18 protein-coding genes are annotated in these 17,098 nt (G+C 66.7%); 1 reads left to right on the top strand and 17 read right to left on the bottom strand.

What is annotated here, in order from left to right:
- Positions 1-103: 103 nt before the first annotated feature.
- Genes ACHAC9_RS02170 through ACHAC9_RS02160 form a run of 3 tightly spaced genes read right to left on the bottom strand, consistent with a single transcriptional unit; the run spans position 104 to position 3,347 of the window.
- Positions 104-1,063 carry an alpha/beta fold hydrolase gene (locus ACHAC9_RS02170; protein WP_435756682.1) on the bottom strand — a complete coding sequence of 320 codons (960 nt, stop codon included), beginning with the start codon at positions 1,061-1,063 and terminating at the stop codon, positions 104-106.
- Positions 1,060-1,869 carry an SDR family NAD(P)-dependent oxidoreductase gene (locus ACHAC9_RS02165; protein ID WP_435756680.1) on the bottom strand — a complete coding sequence of 270 codons (810 nt, stop codon included), beginning with the start codon at positions 1,867-1,869 and terminating at the stop codon, positions 1,060-1,062. Before ACHAC9_RS02165 ends, ACHAC9_RS02170 begins: the two co-directional genes overlap by 4 nt.
- Positions 1,866-3,347, bottom strand: a complete 1,482-nt coding sequence (locus tag ACHAC9_RS02160) for a flavin-containing monooxygenase (protein ID WP_435756678.1) — start codon at positions 3,345-3,347, stop codon at positions 1,866-1,868. The genes ACHAC9_RS02165 and ACHAC9_RS02160 overlap by 4 nt, the downstream gene beginning before the upstream one ends.
- Positions 3,348-3,430: 83 nt before the next feature.
- Here ACHAC9_RS02160 and ACHAC9_RS02155 point away from each other — a divergent pair, with 83 nt between their 5' ends.
- Positions 3,431-4,060, top strand: coding sequence for a TetR/AcrR family transcriptional regulator (locus tag ACHAC9_RS02155; RefSeq protein WP_435756676.1), 630 nt, complete (start codon positions 3,431-3,433; stop codon positions 4,058-4,060).
- Between the two features lie 52 nt (positions 4,061-4,112).
- On the opposite strand, the gene ACHAC9_RS02150 is transcribed toward ACHAC9_RS02155, so the two are convergent.
- The 14 genes from ACHAC9_RS02150 to ACHAC9_RS02085 all read right to left on the bottom strand — a co-directional run bounded on the left by ACHAC9_RS02150 (position 4,113) and on the right by ACHAC9_RS02085 (position 17,087).
- The gene (locus ACHAC9_RS02150) at positions 4,113-4,526 is read right to left on the bottom strand and encodes a BLUF domain-containing protein (protein WP_435756674.1); all 414 of its coding nucleotides are present in this window, start codon (positions 4,524-4,526) and stop codon (positions 4,113-4,115) included.
- Positions 4,527-4,664: 138 nt separating this feature from the next.
- Positions 4,665-4,946, bottom strand: coding sequence for a hypothetical protein (locus ACHAC9_RS02145; RefSeq protein ID WP_435756672.1), 282 nt, complete (start codon positions 4,944-4,946; stop codon positions 4,665-4,667).
- 92 nt (positions 4,947-5,038) lie between these two features.
- Complete coding sequence (kefC, locus tag ACHAC9_RS02140) at positions 5,039-6,844, bottom strand: glutathione-regulated potassium-efflux system protein KefC (RefSeq protein ID WP_435756670.1); 1,806 nt, start codon at positions 6,842-6,844, stop codon at positions 5,039-5,041.
- Positions 6,834-7,400: an NAD(P)H-dependent oxidoreductase gene (locus ACHAC9_RS02135; RefSeq protein WP_435756668.1), complete on the bottom strand. Its 567-nt coding sequence runs from the start codon at positions 7,398-7,400 to the stop codon at positions 6,834-6,836. Before ACHAC9_RS02135 ends, kefC begins: the two co-directional genes overlap by 11 nt.
- A 152-nt stretch (positions 7,401-7,552) precedes the next feature.
- Entirely contained in the window at positions 7,553-8,056 is a 504-nt protein-coding gene (locus ACHAC9_RS02130) for a porin family protein (RefSeq protein ID WP_435756666.1), read from the bottom strand.
- 88 nt (positions 8,057-8,144) lie between these two features.
- Positions 8,145-9,542 carry a dihydrolipoyl dehydrogenase gene (gene lpdA / locus ACHAC9_RS02125; protein WP_435756664.1) on the bottom strand — a complete coding sequence of 466 codons (1,398 nt, stop codon included), beginning with the start codon at positions 9,540-9,542 and terminating at the stop codon, positions 8,145-8,147.
- 4 nt (positions 9,543-9,546) lie between these two features.
- Positions 9,547-10,929: a dihydrolipoamide acetyltransferase family protein gene (locus ACHAC9_RS02120; RefSeq protein ID WP_435756662.1), complete on the bottom strand. Its 1,383-nt coding sequence runs from the start codon at positions 10,927-10,929 to the stop codon at positions 9,547-9,549.
- Entirely contained in the window at positions 10,930-11,991 is a 1,062-nt protein-coding gene (locus ACHAC9_RS02115; protein ID WP_435756660.1) for an alpha-ketoacid dehydrogenase subunit beta, read from the bottom strand. It lies immediately after the preceding gene.
- Between the two features lies 1 nt (position 11,992).
- Entirely contained in the window at positions 11,993-13,225 is a 1,233-nt protein-coding gene (locus ACHAC9_RS02110) for a 3-methyl-2-oxobutanoate dehydrogenase (2-methylpropanoyl-transferring) subunit alpha (RefSeq protein WP_435756658.1), read from the bottom strand.
- Between the two features lie 240 nt (positions 13,226-13,465).
- Positions 13,466-14,002 (bottom strand): TetR/AcrR family transcriptional regulator, encoded by a 537-nt coding sequence (locus ACHAC9_RS02105; RefSeq protein WP_435756656.1) that lies wholly within the window; start codon positions 14,000-14,002, stop codon positions 13,466-13,468.
- An 89-nt stretch (positions 14,003-14,091) separates the two neighbouring features.
- On the bottom strand, positions 14,092-14,535 hold the full coding sequence (locus ACHAC9_RS02100; RefSeq protein ID WP_435756654.1) for a hypothetical protein: 444 nt from the start codon (positions 14,533-14,535) through the stop codon (positions 14,092-14,094).
- 39 nt (positions 14,536-14,574) lie between these two features.
- A complete protein-coding gene (locus ACHAC9_RS02095; RefSeq protein WP_435756652.1) occupies positions 14,575-15,951 on the bottom strand; it encodes an amino acid permease in 1,377 nt (458 codons plus the stop codon).
- 65 nt (positions 15,952-16,016) lie between these two features.
- On the bottom strand, positions 16,017-16,253 hold the full coding sequence (locus tag ACHAC9_RS02090; RefSeq protein WP_435756650.1) for a DUF6691 family protein: 237 nt from the start codon (positions 16,251-16,253) through the stop codon (positions 16,017-16,019).
- 21 nt (positions 16,254-16,274) lie between these two features.
- The gene (locus ACHAC9_RS02085; protein ID WP_435756648.1) at positions 16,275-17,087 is read right to left on the bottom strand and encodes a redoxin family protein; all 813 of its coding nucleotides are present in this window, start codon (positions 17,085-17,087) and stop codon (positions 16,275-16,277) included.
- Positions 17,088-17,098: the final 11 nt, after the last annotated feature.

Below are 17,098 nucleotides of genomic sequence, written 5' to 3'. Positions count from 1 at the left end.
CTTGAACCGGTCGATGCGGTCCGCGCGCCCTTGGGGCCGCGAACCTTGAGGACAGATGATAACGGTTCAGGCGCTCGCGCGTGCAAACGCGCGGGCCGGGTGGTCAGGGTGCGGCCTGTGCTGCGACGTTCCGTCGGGCGCAGCGCGCGACAAAATCGGCCACCAGTGGCGGCTGGGTCACCGGCAGCATGTGGCCGCCGTTGACCAGTTCCAGGCGCGCTCCCGGCACCTTGTCGGCCAGCGCCTGGCCATGCTGGGTCCAGTCGAGGATGGCGTCTTCGCGGCCATACAGAACGCCCGTCGGCACCGCCAGCCGCCCGTAGCGCGCCACCAGTGCCGGCATGTGGCCGGGCAGCGCCTGCATGTCGGCCGAGGAAGCGAGGAACTGCCGCGGACGCAGGCTGAGCATGCCGCCTCCCCTGACGGGGAAGTCGCGCGGCGCGGCCTCCGGCGCGAATACCGCCGCCAGCACCTTCTTGCCTCCGGCGATGGCACCGGGTGTGGCCAGGGTCCAGGCGAAGAGCTTACGCAGCGCCGGGGACGCGATCGCGAGTGCCTTGAATACCTCGGGCGACGCCGTCTGGACATGGGTCAGGGGCGCGATCAACGCGAGCGCGCCTACTTTTTCAGGATGCTCGAGGGCCAGCGTCAGCGCAATCGCCCCGCCCAGCGAATGGCCGGCGACGGTCGGGCGTCCCAGGGCGAGTTGGTCGATCAGGGCCGCCAGCGCCGCGGCCTGGGTCGAGAGGTCGGCCGCGCTCCCGGGGTCGCGCTGGGAGTAGCCGGAGCCGGGCCGGTCGACCGCCACCACGCGGTGATTGCGTGCCAGGTCGTCGAACACACCGTAGTCGAAATGCGCCGTCTGCCCGGCGAGGCCGTGCAGCAGCAGGATCGCCGGGCCGCTGCCGGCCTCGCGCACGTGCAGGCGCGCGCCCGGCACGTCCACAAAATGCCCCGGCGCCGGCATGGTTGCTTCGATGCGGCGCGCGGTGCGGTGTGTAAACCAGGCCAGGCCGGCCAGCACCAGGACGGGCAGTGCGAGGATGACGAGCAGGATGGTCATGGGGCGGTGGCTTTCTTCAGGATGCGCCAGTAATTGACGGGCGAAATGCGTTCGAGGATGGAGGCCACCTTGGCATCGTTGCCGACCAGGATGCGCGACTGGCGCGCTTCGATGCCGCGCGTGATGATTTCGCCGGCCGCTTCGGGCGCCAGGCGCAGCAGCTTTTCGGCGCTCTCGCGCCCGCGCGTCACTTCGTCCGGCGGCGTGCCCGCGGGCACGCGGGCATTGCGCGCGATCGAGGTCGACACGCCGCCCGGGTGGACCACGCTGACCGCCACCGTGCTGCCCTCGAGCTCATGGCGCAGCGCGTTGGAAAAGCCGCGTACGGCGAATTTGCTGGCCGAGTAGGCGCTTTGTCCCGGCGGCGAGACGATGCCGTAAATGCTCGAGACATTCACGATGCGCGCCTCGTCGCTCCGGCGCAGGAGCGGCAGGAAGGCGCGCGTCATGCGCACGACGCCGTTGAAATTGATGTCCATCAGCCAGTCGAAATCATCCTCGCTGACCTGTTCGAACGTGCCGCCCAGCGCCACGCCGGCATTGTTGACCAGCAGGTCGACGCGCCCGTGGGCGTCGTGTACTGTCGCGGGCAGCATGCGCACGGCGGCGCGGTCGGCGACGTCGAACGCATGGGTGGTCACGCGCACCCCGATGTTGGCAAGCATTGCCGCGCTGTCCTTCAGGCCGGCCGCATCGATGTCGGCCAGGGCCAGGTGACAGTGGCGGCGGGCGAGGGAGAGAGCGACCGCGCGACCGATGCCGCTGCCGGCGCCGGTAATCACGGCGACCCGGTTCGAAACATTCATGGCATATTTCCTTTTGGTCCAAAGCGCATCACGCCGTCGGCAAGGCGGCCGAAGCGGATCGTAAACATGTCTTGCAGGTAGTTCTGGTACACCTGCCACGGGCGGCGCGACCCCTGTTTCGGCAGCAGCGCCTGGGCGCGCTGCACATAGCCGGAGGTGAAGCTGAGAAAAGGCTCCGGTTCGACGCCTGCCTCGCGCCGCGCCACGGCGATCGCCTGGCCCTTGCGGTCCATGTAGGTCAGCAGGCGGCAGACCCAGGCCGCCGTCAGGTCGGCCTTCAGCGTCCACGACGCATTCGTGTAACCGAAGGTCATCACGCTGTTGGGCATATCGCTCAGCATCATGCCCTTGTAGGCCATGTGCCGGCTCGGCGCATATACCTGGCCGTCGACGTCGATCGCCACGCCGCCCAGCACCGACAGCGACAGGCCGGTGGCCATGACGACGACGTCCGCCGTCAATACGCGCCCCGAGCGCAGGACAATGCCGTTCTCGGCGAAGCGCGCGATGTGGTCGGTCACCACCTCGGCCTGGCCTTCCCGCAGGGCGCGGAACAGGTCGCCGTCGGGCGCCACGCAGACGCGCTGGTCCCAGGGCTTGTAGTCGGGCGTGAAGTGGGCGACATCGATCCCGGGGCCGAGCTGGCGCGCGGCCATGCCGACGATCTTGCGCTTGGCCAGCTCGGGCTTGCCGCGCGCGATCCGGTACAGCAGCATCGATTCGCCGATCACGCGCCAGCGCGTGGCCCAGTAGGCCAGTTTCGGCGGCAGGCCTTGTTGCAGGCGCCGCGCGAAACGGTACTCGGACGGGCGCGAGACCACATAGGTGGGTGAGCGCTGCAGCATCGTGACGTGGGAAGCCGTCGCCGCCATCGCCGGCACCAGAGTCACGGCGGTGGCGCCGCTGCCGATCACGACGACCCGCTTGCCGGCGTAATCGAGGTCTTCCGGCCAGAACTGCGGCTGGACGATGCGCCCTGTGTAGGCTTCTTCACCCTCGAAATGGGGCCGCCAGGCATGGTCGTAGCTGTAGTAGCCGCTGCACATGTGGAGAAAACGCGTGCGTATGGTACGCGGCGCGCGCTTGTCGCCGGTTTCCGCTTCGATCGTCCACAGCGCTTCGGTGCTCGACCAGGACGCGCGCATGACCTTGTGGCCGAAGCGGATGTGCCGCTCGATGCCGTGGGTACGCGCGGTGTCGCGGATATAGGCGCGGATCGATGGTCCGTCGGCGATCGCCTTCGGATCGGTCCACGGCTTGAAGCCGTAGCCGAGCGTGTACATGTCGGAGTCGGAACGGATGCCCGGATAGCGGAACAGGTCCCAGGTGCCGCCGATGGCGGCGCGCGCCTCGAGGATGGCGTAGCGCTTGCCCGGACAGCGCTCCTGCAGCATGGCGGCCGCACCGATGCCGGACAGGCCGGCGCCGACGATCAGCACGTCGAGAATCGCGCCGTCGTCGGTGGACGAGGTGTTCATGATGTCTCTGTTATGTTTTTTGTAGTATTGACACTGTACATTGTCAGATTAGGGATGACAAGTTACTGTGTCAAAATAGCGGCATGAATGCTGACTCGACTACGCCGCGCGCTTACCGCGGCGTCTCTTCCGAACAGCGCCGCGCCGAGCGGCGCGAGAAGCTGATCGCCGCGGCGATCGCCGTGTACGGCGAGCGCGGCTACCGTCAGTCGACCGTCAAGGCGGTGTGCGAAGCGGCAGGACTCACCGAGCGTTATTTTTATGAGTCGTTCGGGAACAGCGAAGAGCTGCTCGTGACCTCGTTCAACGCGGTGACCTACGCGGTATTCGACGAGATCACGGCAGCAAGCCGGGCGGCCGGACGCGGACGCGTCGCCCGTGCCCGCGCCATGCTCGATGCCTACTTCAGTGCGCTGCAGAGGGAGCCTGCCTCGGCCCGCGTGTACCTGGTCGAGATCCGCGGCGTGAGCCGCGAGGTCGACAAGGCCTTCGACGCGGCCCTGCGCGCGATCGGCGCCGAAGTGGCGCGCCAGATCGTGCCGGTGGGCGCGGCGCCCGACGAGCTGCTGCAGGCCGGCATCGTCGGCGGCGTGATGCACATTGCGCTGCGCTGGATCGACAACGACTACCAGCCGCCATTGACGCAGGTGACCGATGCCGCGCTGCGTCTCGGGATGGTGTTGGCGCGACCGGCAAGCGAACGCGCTGGATAGAACCACTGGTTGACATCCGGGAAACGGAAAATCCCGGTAGCCGAATATCGTCTTACTCTTTGAAAATCCTGAGCAGGGTAACTGCCGGAGATGCGGCACCAATCTTGCGATTGCCCCGGGCAGCGTCGATCACCTCAAGAAGTTCGTCATATTTGTCTGCCTGGCGATCCTCCAGGTTCGTCATGTTCATGTTCCAGCGGGAGAAAGTTCGGAATGTCGCCGGCTCGTTGTAGAGCACGCGCGAATTTTTATGCCGTGGATCGAGGTCGATTTTGTCATACAGCTTGGAAAGGGTGGCCGCTGGCCCTTCGAGCACCTGCAGGAACCAACCGCCGTTGTAGAACAGGCTGCCCGTTACATCAATCAGTTCGTTATTTGCGCGGGCTTTGGCGTGGATCGCTTGCAGGTCTTCTGCCGACATCTTGCGCACTGCCTGGCTGATATAGACGAGTTGATTGATTGACATGATTTTATCTCCTTGTGGTGATTGCCACAGACGCTGAGCCGTGGCCTGATTGTTCAGGGCTGAAGTTATATCATGGAATTTATGTTTCCTATTGGAACTTATCTCGATCTCTGTGACAAACGTGGGACAGTGCTCTGTTCATGCCTGGTGCCAGACGGCCCGGTAGGGCGAGCCCAGGCTGTGGGCCTTCTGGCCCAGCATCGGCTCGTAGGGGTCGTTGAAGAACAGGGTCAGGTCGTCGCCCCAGAGCAGGAAGGTAGGAAACGAGGGAAAGAGGACGATGTCCAGGCTGGTGCGCAGCGTGGCGTCCCGGGTGTCGATGGGGCCAAGTGGGTGCTGTGACCAGTCGAGATTGCGGATGCGCCGGCCGAGGCGCCCGCCATTGTCCAGGAAACCGTAGGGGTTCTCTTGTTTGTTCACGCTGGGCCCGGCCGATCAAACCTCGCACTCTACAGAAGTTGACGAGATGCCAATTTTTGGATCTCGGTTCAAAAGCGGGCCGGTAGCCGGGGTCAATCCCATCCTTTGTCCGACTCCTTCTCATAGGTCTTCAGGTCACGCGCGAACATCTCGTTCAGTTCGTCGCGCGCGCGCTTGGACATCGATGCGTACTGCTCGCGGTCCTTGTAGAACGGGTAGACCGCGTCGACGCTGGCCTTGTTGTGCTCCCGGAATTTGAGCGTCGCTTCGCGCGCGCGGTAGGCGCCGTAGCCCAGATGGCACAGCGCGCGCCGCCCGAGCTGCAGGGCCGACTCGAAGGTTTCGCGCTCGATCACGGATACGCCGCGGTCCATCAGCTGGTAATAATGGGTCACGTTGCGCGCCCGCGCCAGGATCTGCAATTCCGGGAAGTGCTCGCGCACGGCGTCGACCAGGGCCAGGCTGTCCTCGATGTCGTCGATCGCCAGCACCAGCGCGCGCGCCTTGGCCGCGCCCGCCGCATGCAGCAGGTCGACCCGGGTGGCGTCGCCATAGAACACCTTCCAGCCGAATCGGCGCAGCAGCTCGATCTGGTCCGGGTCGTGATCGAGCACGGTGAGCTTGATTCGGTTCGCGTTGAGCAGGCGGCCGACGATCTGGCCGAAGCGCCCGAAGCCGGCGACGATCACGTGTCCTTCGTCGCCCTCGATGGCGTCTGCCTGGCGCAGGTTCTGGCCGTGGTAGCGGGGCTCGAGCACCTTGTCGTGCAGCAGCAGAAGCAGGGGCGTGGTCACCATCGACAGCGCCACCACGGCGACCAGGATCGAACCGACTTCCGGCGTGAACACGCGCGCGGCGCCCGCCGCCCCGAACACGACGAAGGCGAACTCGCCGCCTTGCGAGAGCAGGAAGGCGAACAGCCAGCGCTGGCCGCGCGCGATACCGAAGCGGAACGAAAGCGCGAACAGCACCGCCAGCTTCAAGGCCAGGAAGCCCAGCACCAGCCCCAGGATCAGCCAGGGTCTGGCGAGGAAGACGCCGAAATCGACGGACATGCCGACCGCGATGAAGAACAGCCCGAGCAGCAAGCCCTTGAACGGTTCCAGGTCGGTTTCCAGCGCGTGCCGGTATTCGGAATCGGCCAGCAGCACGCCGGCCATGAAGGCGCCCAGCGCCATCGACATGCCGACCCATTGCATCAGGAGCGAAATGGCGATCACCAGCAGCAGCGCGAACGCGGTGAAGATCTCGCGCATCCCGGACTTGGCGATGATGCGCAGGGCCGGGCGCACCAGGTAGCGTCCGGCCACCACCAGGCCGATGATGACGCCGGCCAGGCGCGCGGCGCCGATCCAGCCGTCCTCGCCTGCACCGCTGGCCGCGCTCACGCCGAGCACGGGCACCAGGGCGATCATCGGAATCGCCGCGATGTCCTGGAACAGCAGCAGGGCGAAGCTGGCCTGGCCCGCCGGGGTGCCCATCAGGTTGCGCTCGCCGAGGGTCGCCAGCGCGATCGCGGTCGAGGACAGCGACAGCCCGAGCGCAGCCACCAGCGCGACCTGCCATGCAATGCCGACCAGCAGCGCCGCGCCGAACAGGACGCCGGCCACGCCCAGCACCTGCGCCGCGCCCCAGCCGAAGATGGGCCGGCGCATCGACCACAGGCGCGCCGGCTCGAGTTCCAGGCCGATCAGGAACAGCAGCAGCACGACGCCGAATTCGGAAAAATGCAGGATGGTCTCGACTTCGCGGATCAGGCCCAGGCCCCAGGGGCCGATCGCCATCCCGGCCAGCAGGTAGCCCAGCACCGCGCCCAGGCCCAGGCGCTTGGCCAGCGGCACCGCGAGGACGGCGGCGCCCAGGTAGACGACGGCATTGGCCAGCAAACTATGCTCCATGTGCGCTCTCTTTCGCAGGGGTGGCCAGCCAGGCTTCCAGGCGCGCGCGAAAGGCTGCGACATGGGCCTCGATGGCGGCATCGTCGGCGCCGTTCGCGCCGTGCAGGATGTGCGGCGGCCACCAGTGCATGCCGCACAGCAGCGCGGTCTGCTCGAAGGGCGGCAGGTAGGCGTCGAACGGGCGGCCGTGGCGCTCGCCGGATTGGTAGGCGTCTTCGGGGCTGCCGGTGGTCACGGCCAGCCAGTAGCCCTTGCCGCGCAAGGCCGTGGCGCCGGGACCGTAGGCCCAGCCGGCCTCCAGCACGCTGTCGACCCATTCCTTGAGCAGCGAGGGCATGCTGTACCAGCGGATCGGGTGCAGGAACACGACCAGTTCGGCCTGCGCAAGCAGCGCCTGTTCGCGCGCCACGTCGATGTAGAAATCGGGATAGGTCTCGTACAGGTCGTGCACCAGCACGCCGTCCAGGGCGCGCGCGGCGTCGGCGAGTTTGCGGTTGATGCGCGAACGGTGCGGGGCGGGGTGGGCGTACAGGACCAGGATGCGTGGGCTCGGCATGGGAGGGCGTCTTGTTATCTTGTACAGATTGTACAGATTATACAGGGTGCCCCGGGCGGCGTTGCGAGCCGCACGCACGAAAAAAAACCGGACTGCACGAGCAGCCCGGTCCTCATGCGATCAGCCTGCTGGAGGCTGAGGCGCGTACCTGCCTAGAAGGCGAAGGCGACGCCGGCGAGGATCCTGGTCGCGTCGCTCGACGGCTTCTGCACTTCCAGGCGGGCGTGAACGACAGGGCTGAAGGAGTAGCCCATGCCCAGGCCGTACAGGGCGTTCGAATCGTGTTCCTTGCCGGTAAAGCCGGCAACGTCGGCTTCGGCTTCGAGGCGGTTGTAGCCGAGGCGGCCATATACGTCGAAACCGTTCGAGAGCGGCAGGGTGCCGATGACGGACAGGTCGAGCTGGTCGATCGTCACGTCGCCGCGCACCGGGCCCGAGCGGAATTCGGTATCGACCAGGCGGTGGTAGCCGCCTTCGATGGCGATGCTCTGGTTGAACTTGTAGCCGAGGAAGGCGCCGTAGCCGCCTTCGCGGTCGAAGCCTTCGATCTTGGTCGAGCCGACGTCGATACCGGCGTAGAACGGCTGCGGTTCGACGGCGACTGCGGCGCTCGAAGCGGCGACGAGGATGGCTGCGGCGGCGATTTTCTTGAACATGTATGGACTCTCTGATGGATGGTGAATGAAAGAGGCCGAAAGCATGGCGTCGGCCGGGCGCGGATTATCGCATGCTTTTCAAAGCAGTTCAGATATGCAGCGCGTGCCCCAGCGCCCGCAGCGCCGCTTCCTGCACCGCCTCGCCCAGCGTCGGATGCGCATGGATCGTCCCACCCACGTCTTCCAGCCGCGCGCCCAGTTCGATCGAGTGGCTGAAGGCCGTACTCAGTTCAGACACGCCGCGTCCGACCGCCTGCCAGCCCAGGATCAGGTGGTTGTCGCGCCGCGCCACGACGCGGACAAAACCGTCCGTCGACTCGATCGTCATCGCGCGGCCGTTGGCGGCGAACGGGAAGTTGGCCGTGATGGCGTCGATGCCGGCCGCCTCGGCCTCGCCTGGCACCATGCCGACCACGACCACTTCCGGATCCGTGAAGCAGACCGCCGGCATGGCGGCAGGCGTGAAATGGCGGCGCTTGCCGGCGATGATCTCGGCGACCATCTCGCCTTGCGCCATTGCGCGGTGCGCCAGCATCGGTTCGCCCGCCAGGTCGCCGATGGCCCAGACGTTGCGCATCGAGGTGCGGCACTGATCGTCGATTTTTACCGCGCGCCCGTTCATGTCGAGCTGCAGCGATTCGAGTCCCCAGCCACCGGCGCGCGGACGGCGGCCGACGGCCACCAGCACGCGGTCGCTTGATAACACGATTTCCTCGCCATTCGCTTCGCGCACCCGCACGCCGTCGCCGGCCGCGTTCAGGCCCAGCACACTGGAACCGAGGCGCAGGTCGATGCCGAGACGCTTCAGGCTGGCCGCGACCGGCTTGGTGAGTTCCGCGTCATAGGCCGGCAGGATGCGCTCCGCAGCCTCGATGACGGTGACGTCGGCGCCGAGCTTGCGGTAGGCCGTTCCCAGTTCCAGGCCGATGTAGCCGGCGCCGACCACGACCAGCTGCCTGGGAATGGAGGTGGGAGAGAGCGCTTCGGTCGAGGACACGACCATGCCGCCGAAGGGCATGAAGGGCAGTTCGACCGCTTCCGAGCCGGCTGCGAGCAGCAGGTGCTCGCAGCGCACGCGCTGCAGCTGGCCGTCCGCGCCTTTGACTTCGACCGTCTTGCCGTCGAGGATGCGGGCAAAGCCATCGATCACCTGGACGTCGTTCTTTTTCAGCAGTGCGCCGACGCCGCCTGTCAGGCGTTTGACGATGCCGTCCTTCCAGCCGACGGTACGGGTGACATCGATCGACGGCGCAGTGGCCGAAATCCCGAGCGCTGAACCACTGGCATAGTGATTCACCTTCTCGAACTCTTCGGCTGCATGGATCAGCGCTTTCGAGGGAATGCAGCCGATGTTCAGGCAGGTGCCGCCCAGCTGGCCGGCTTCGACCAGGATCGTCGGGATGCCGAGCTGGCCGGCGCGGATGGCGGCGACATAGCCGCCGGGGCCGCCGCCGATGACGAGCAGGGTGGTGGTCAGTTGGTTCATCGGCTCACTCCACGAACAGGGTTGCCGGGCACTCGAGGTAGCCGCGGATGGTCTGGATGAACTCGGCCGCCACCATGCCGTCGATCACGCGATGGTCGAACGAGGACGACAGGTTCATCAGCTTGCGCGCCACCATCGCGCCATCGCGGATAGTGGGACGGTCGATGATGCGGTTCACGCCGACGATCGCCACTTCCGGGCGATTGATCACGGGCGTGGTGACGATCCCGCCCAGCGCACCCAGGCTGGTGATCGTGATCGTCGATCCGGAGAGTTCTTCGCGCAGTGCCTTGCCGGAGCGCGCGGCTTCGGCCAGGCGCGACACCTCGGCGGCTGCCGACCACGGGTTGCGCGCTTCGGCATTCCTCACGACGGGCACCATCAGGCCGGCATCGGTCTGGGCGGCGATGCCGAGATGGACCGGATTGTAGGTGGTGACGATATTCGCGTCGTCGTCGAAACGGGCGTTCACCATTGGATACTTGCGGATCGCCAGTACGGTGGCGCGCATGATCAGGGGCAGCAGCGTGAGTTTCGGACGCTGGCCCGCATAGCGTGCATTGAGCTGGACGCGCAGCGCTTCGAGTTCGGTGACGTCGATTTCTTCGACGTAGGTGAAGTGCGGGATGCGGCGCTTGGCTTCCGCCATCTTCTCGGCGATCTTGCGGCGCATGCCGATCAGCGGCATGGCCTGCTCGCCCTCGAGCACCGCGTAGCGGCGGTCGCCCTCGGCGGCCTTTTGCTGGCCGCGCGAGACGTGGGCGTCCAGATCCGCGTGGCTGATGCGCCCGGCTGGTCCCGAACCGGTCACGTATTGCAGCTCGATCCCCATGTCCCAGGCGCGCTGGCGCACGGCGGGGGCGGCCAGCGGCTTTTCGCCGGCGGCGCGGCCGTGGTGGGCCGGTGCCGACGTGTGACCGCCTTGCGTAGTGCTTGGGGCCGGCGCCGGGCGTGCCGGCGCGGCGTGCGCCGGCGCGGCCGTTTCGGCGCTGGTCACGCTGGTGACGACCGTTTCCGGTTGGGCCACGGTGATCGGCTCGAACTCTTCGGCCGTGCCGGCGGTCGAACCGGCTGCGGCGGGCGCCGCGGCGGCGCTCGCATTCTGCTGGCGCGCGGCCGTGGTGTCGCCCCTGACATTGCCGGCGCCTTCGACTTCCAGGCGGATCAGTTCCGCGCCCACGGCCATGGCTTCGCCGAGCTTGCCGCCCAGCGAGGTGACGGTGCCGTTCACCGGCGAGGGAATCTCGACCGTCGCCTTGTCGGTCATGACGTCGGCCAGCACCTGGTCTTCCTTGACCGTGTCGCCCGGCTTGACGTGCCAGGCGACGACTTCGACTTCGGCAATGCCTTCACCGAGGTCGGGCATCTTGATGACGTGAATACCCATTTATTTCGCCTCCATCGCACGTTTGAACGCGGCGCCGACACGGTCGGGGCCGGGGAAGTACGCCCATTCCTGCGCGTGCGGATACGGGGTGTCCCATCCGGCGACGCGCTCGATCGGCGCTTCCAGGTGATAGAAGCAGTGTTCCTGCACCAGGGCTACGAGTTCGGCGCCGAAGCCGCTCGTTTGCGTCGCTTCATGCACGACCACGCAGCGCCCGGTCTTCTTCACCGATTCGACGATGGTGTCGAGGTCCAGCGGCCACAGGGTGCGCAGGTCGATGATCTCGGCATCGATGCCGGTTTCCATGGCCGCCGCTTCCGAGACCCAGACCATGGTGCCGTAGGTGATCACCGTCAGGTCGGCGCCCGGGCGGAAGATCGCCGCCTTGTCCAGCGGGACCGTGTAGTAACCCTCCGGGACCTGGCCCATCGGATGCTTGCCCCAGGAGACTACCGGACGGTCGTGGTGGCCGTCGAAAGGGCCGTTGTACAGGCGCTTGGGTTCGAGGAAGATCACCGGATCGTCGTTTTCGATCGAGGCGATCAAGAGGCCCTTCGCATCGTACGGGTTGGAAGGCATCACCGTGCGCAGGCCGCAGACATGGGTGAACATCGCCTCCGGGCTCTGGCTGTGGGTCTGGCCGCCATAGATGCCGCCGCCGCAAGGCATGCGGATCGTCAGCGGGGCGGTGAAATCGCCGGCCGAGCGGTAGCGCAGGCGCGCGGCCTCGGAGACGATCTGGTCGGACGCCGGGTAAAAATAGTCGGCGAACTGGATCTCGATCACCGGGCGCAGGCCATACGCGGCCATGCCGACCGCGGTGCCGACGATGCCGCCTTCGGAGATCGGCGCGTCGAACACGCGCGGCTTGCCATACTTGGCCTGCAGGCCGTCGGTGGCGCGGAACACGCCGCCGAAATAGCCGACGTCCTGGCCGTAGACGACCACGTTGTCGTCACGCCCGAGCATGACGTCCATCGCCGAACGCAGCGCCTGGATCATGGTCATCTGCGTGGTGACCGGGTCTTTTTCGACCGGGTCTATATCATTGTCGCGCACCATCTCACACCCCCAATTGTTGACGTTGGCGGCGCAGGTGCTCGGGCATGTCTTTATAGACATCCTCGAACATCGTTGCCGCACTCGGGACGCGGCCATCTGCCAGCGTACCGTATTGTTCGGCTTCCCGTTGCGCGGCCAGGACTTCGGCTTCCAGGTCGGCCTGGACGCGTTCGTGCTCGTCGTCGGACCAGGCACCGAGCCTGGTCAAATGCTGGCGCAGGCGCGCGATCGGGTCGCCCAGCGGGAAGCGGCTCCAGTCGTCGGAAGGGCGGTAGCGCGACGGATCGTCGGAGGTGGAGTGGGGGCCGGCCCGGTAGGTGACCCATTCGATCAGCGTCGGGCCGAGGTTGTTGCGGGCACGCTCGGCGGCCCAGCAGGAAGCCGCGTACACCGCCAGGAAGTCGTTGCCGTCCACGCGCAGGGACGCGATGCCCGCGCCGACGCCGCGCGCGGCAAAGGTCACGCTCTCGCCGCCGGCGATCGCCTGGAAGGTCGAGATCGCCCACTGATTGTTGACGACATTGATGATGCAGGGTGCGCGGTAGACGTGCGCAAACGTGAGCGCGGTGTGGAAGTCGCTTTCCGCGGTGGCGCCGTCGCCGATCCAGGCCGAGGCGATTTTTGTGTCGCCCTTGATGGCGGACGCCATGGCCCAGCCCACCGCTTGCGGCAGTTGCGTGGCCAGGTTGCCGGAGATGGAAAAGAAGCCTTTTTCCTTCACCGAATACATGACCGGCAGCTGGCGGCCCTTCATCGGGTCGCGCTCGTTCGAGAGCAGCTGGCAGATCATGTCGACCATCGGATATTCGCGCGCCATCAGGATGCTTTGCTGGCGGTAGGTCGGGAAACACATGTCGTCGGCGCGCAGCGCCATCGTCTGCGCCGTGCCGATGGCTTCCTCGCCGAGCGAGATCATGTAGAACGACATTTTCTTCTGGCGCTGGCCGATGACCATGCGGGCGTCGAAAATCCGGGTTTTCATCATCGTGCGCAGGCCGAAGCGCAGTTGTTCGATGCTGATATCCGGCGCCCACGGACCGACGGCATTGCCTTCGTCGTCGAGCACGCGGATCAGGACGGAGACGAGGTCGGCGGTATCGCCGAAGAGAACGTCCACTTCCGGCCGCCGGACGGCGCCGGCGGGACTCATTTGTAAGTACGAAAAATCGGTCTTGCAACCCGGACGGCCGGTTGGCTCCGGGACATGCAGCGACAGAGGATTACCCTGGCTCATAATTCGCGTTCCCTTTGTGAGGTGATGTGCGGCAAGCTGAGATGATAAAGGGTGCGGGTGGGCGCACGGGCATTGCAGAGAAGTATTTTCGTGGTGCTTTGCAGCATAATAATGCGGTGTTCGGCGCGAGCGCGATTGATCCTGGCCCGCGTGATCGCTGCCGCTTGCCCATCGTGCACCGCAACGTAAGCAGGCTCAGCTTTACGTGACAACGGCCATGCGCAGGAGCGAGCGCGCGCCTCAGCTTGCCGCGACCCCGCCCTGCAACAGCGCGAGGGCGCGCCTCACCAGCGTGCGCCGCCTGGCCGGCGTCTCGCCGCGCAGTGCCGTGCCGAGCATGCCGCAGACGAGCACCAGGTCGGCCGGGCGCAGGTCCGCGCGGCAGCGCCTGCGCGCCAGGCTGCTGGCGAGCGGGGCGCGAAACAACCGTGCTACGCGCTCGCGCGCCGCTTTTGCCGCCGGGTGGCCGGGTTCGAGGGCACGCCAGTAGTCGGCCAGGGCCGGGGCACCGACGATGTTCAGGCCAAGCTGTTCGATGAGGGCGAACAGGTCCAGGCCAGGCGCCGCGGCTTCCAGCTGCGCCATGGCGCGTTCGAACAAAGCCTCGACCAGCGCCGCGCGGTCCGGGAAATTGCGGTACAGGGTCGCGCGCCCGACGCCGGCGCGCGTGACCACCAGGTCGAGCGGGGCCGTGATGCCGCGCTCGGAGAAGACGGCATCGGCGGCATCGAGGATCTGGTCGCGCCGCAGCGCGGCATCGGAACGCAACTGGGTCATGGTTGTGGACAGCCTTGTCCGGTTAATTCCGACCAGAATACTGCGATGCCGCGTCGGCGAGCGCACGGATGGGGCCTCCGGCACGAACGCTATGGAATGCTGCCGCCCCAATTGCGCTCGAACTCCTCCATCGCCACCGGCCTGCCCAGCAAATACCCCCCGGCCGGAATATGGTCGAGCAGCTCGTTGAAAGCGCGCGGCGGACTGTCCGGGCGCCGCGCGCCGCTGCCCTCGCGCAGGGTGGCGCTATAGTGGGCGGCAACGCCGTTCGCATCGAGCATCGGGACGATATCGAGCCCGGCCGGCTGGCGCAGCGCAGCGTTACGCGTCAGCGCGGCACCAAGTTCGGCCAGCGTGCGCCCGACCACGTCGACGGGGGCGAGCTGAGTGCGGTCGTAGAAGCCGTTGCTGGCGGCCAGCACGCGCTGCACTGCGTCGGCGACGAGAGCCCCCGGCTCGCCCGGGCGCGGTGCCGCCTTGCCGGGCTGTGGACCGGCGCCACCGGTTGCGAAACGCTGTGCGAAGGTTTCCATGCAATGGCCACAGTTGGTAACAGCAGGATACTAGCCGCTTTACGGTCGCGGCGGCGCGAGCGTGGCGCCGGTCAGGCGCGCGCGGCGCTGGCGCACCGCATAGCCGATGCACAGCAGCAGCAGCCAGACCGGGATCAGGTAGACCGAGATGCGCAGCCCCGGCGTCAGGTACATCACCACCGTGATCCCTGCCAGGAAAACCAGGCACAGGTAATTTGCCAGCGGGTAGAAGGGGCTCGGGAAGGTCGTGCGCGTACCGGCCTTGGCGGCGCGAAAACGCAGGTGCACGATCGAGATCGTGGCCCAGTTGATGATCAAACCCGCGACCGCAAGACCCATCATCAGTCCGAAGGCTTCGCCCGGCAGGAAGTAGTTCACCGCGATGCAGATGCCGGTCGCCACGGCCGACACGCCGAGCGCCGCCAGCGGCACCCCGCTGTCCGTCAGCTTCATCAGGAAGCGCGGCGCATTGCCCTGCGACGCCAGGCCGTACAGCATGCGCGTGTTGGCGTACACGCCGCTGTTGTAGACCGACAGCGCGGCGGTGAGCACGACGATGTTCAATGCGGTGGCAACGGCATTGCTGTTCAGGGCCGCGAAGATCAGCACGAAGGGACTGCCGCCTTGCACCACCTTGGTCCAGGGGAACAGCGAGAGCAGGATGAACAGGGCGCCGATATAAAAGATCAGCACGCGCCACAAGGCCTGGTTGGTCGCGCGCGGGATCGAGCGCGACGGGTCCTTGGCTTCGGCCGCGGTGATGCCGATCAGTTCCAGGCCGCCGAAGGAAAACATGATGACCGCCATCGCCATCACCAGGCCGGACAGGCCATTCGGGAAGAAGCCCCCATGGCGCCAGAGGTTGGCCACGCCCGCCTCGGGACCGGCGGTATTCGAGATGAGCAGGTAGCTGCCGAACAGGATCATGCCGATCACGGCGACGACCTTGATCACGGCGAACCAGAATTCGAGTTCGCCGAAGGCCTTCACATTGAGCAGGCTGAAGGAATTGATGATGAAGAAGAAGACCAGCGCCGACTGCCAGGGGGCCACCTCCGGAAACCAGTACTGGACATAGATGCCGACCGCCGACAGTTCCGCCATGCTGACCAGGATGTACATCACCCAGTAATTCCAGCCCGAGATGAAGCCGGCCATGTGGCCGCCGTATTTGTCGGCGAAATAGCTGACCGAGCCGGCAACCGGCTCGTCGACGACGAGTTCGGCCAGCTGGCGCATGATCAGGAAGGCGACCACGCCGGCCACGCCGTAACCGAGCAGCACCGATGGCCCGGCCATCTGGATGGTTTGCGCAATACCGAGGAAAAGCCCGGTGCCGATGGCGCCGCCGAGGGCGATCAGCTGAATATGCCGGCTTTTAAGACCGCGTGTGAGTTGGTGCGTGGGTTCTGACATTGGCGCCTGCCCGGTGTACAAAAGCCAATGATTCTAATGCATCCGGGCATTTGCGGGGCGCATCCTTATCCGGGCCGTTCGAACAGCGCGAACAAGCCCATGCCCGCGACCATCGCGCCGACAAACAGGAGCGGCTCGACCAGGCCGGCACCCAGCGAGGCCAGCGCCGGTCCCGGGCACAACCCGGCCAGGCCCCAGCCGACGCGGAACACCACGCTGCCCAGCACCAGCCGGCGGTCGATCACACCGCGCGCGGGCAGCTTGAACGGCGTGTCCCTTTGCGATTTGACCGCGAGCGCCATGAAGGGTGCCGTAACTGTCGTTCAGCGCGCCTCGCGCAGCTTGCCCAGCTGTTCGTCCACAGCGGCGCGCGAGAGTTCGCCCATGTGGCGTCCCGCCAGCATGCCATGCCTGTCGTAGAAGAGGGTCGTCGGGTAGCCGACGGCATCGAAGGCCCGCGCAGCCGTGCGCGTCGCGTCGAGCAGGACATTCTGCGGTGTCAAGCCTGCTTCCTGCAGATAGCGCTGCACGGTGGCGCCATCCTCGCCGACGTTGACGAAGAGGAAGGCGACATCCGGACTGGCCGCCTGGGCGGCGGTGAGGGCCGGCATCTCGCGCCGGCAGGGCGGGCACCAGGTCGCCCACAGGTTGACGACGATCGGGCGCCCCTTGAACCGGCTGAGGTCCACGGCGCCGCCCCCCAGGCGCTGCAGGGCGAGGGCGGGCAAGGGAACATTGAGCGGCTGGCTCGCGCGGATCGCGACCGTGGCGCCCGCCCAGACCAGCATGCCGGCCAGCGCGGCCGTAGTCAAAGGCCGGCGCAGCGCCGGGTGCCGCCGCAGCTGCTCGAAGCCGACCGCGCAGCCGGCAAGCAGGCCGGCGAAGGCGATGAAGCCGCCGTCGCGGATGTCGAGCATGCCGAGCGGGCTTTGGAGATAGGCTTCGAGGTGCTTGAGCACGAAGGCGGCGCGGGCGGCGACGAAGCCCCACAGCGTCATCTGCCACAGCGCGGTGGAGGCGTCCACGCCGCGCCGGCGCTGCCAGAGCCAGGCGACCAGGTTTGCCGCCAGCAGCGCGGTCAGTGGCGCCAGCACGCGCAGCGGCAGGACCAGTGGCCCGAGGTTGATGGCATCCATACCGCTTTTCC

This window comes from Massilia sp. CMS3.1 (genome assembly GCF_051262535.1).
In the GTDB taxonomy this organism is placed as follows: Bacteria; Pseudomonadota; Gammaproteobacteria; order Burkholderiales; family Burkholderiaceae_D; genus Telluria.
This window is presented reverse-complemented; position numbering and strand designations above follow the sequence as displayed.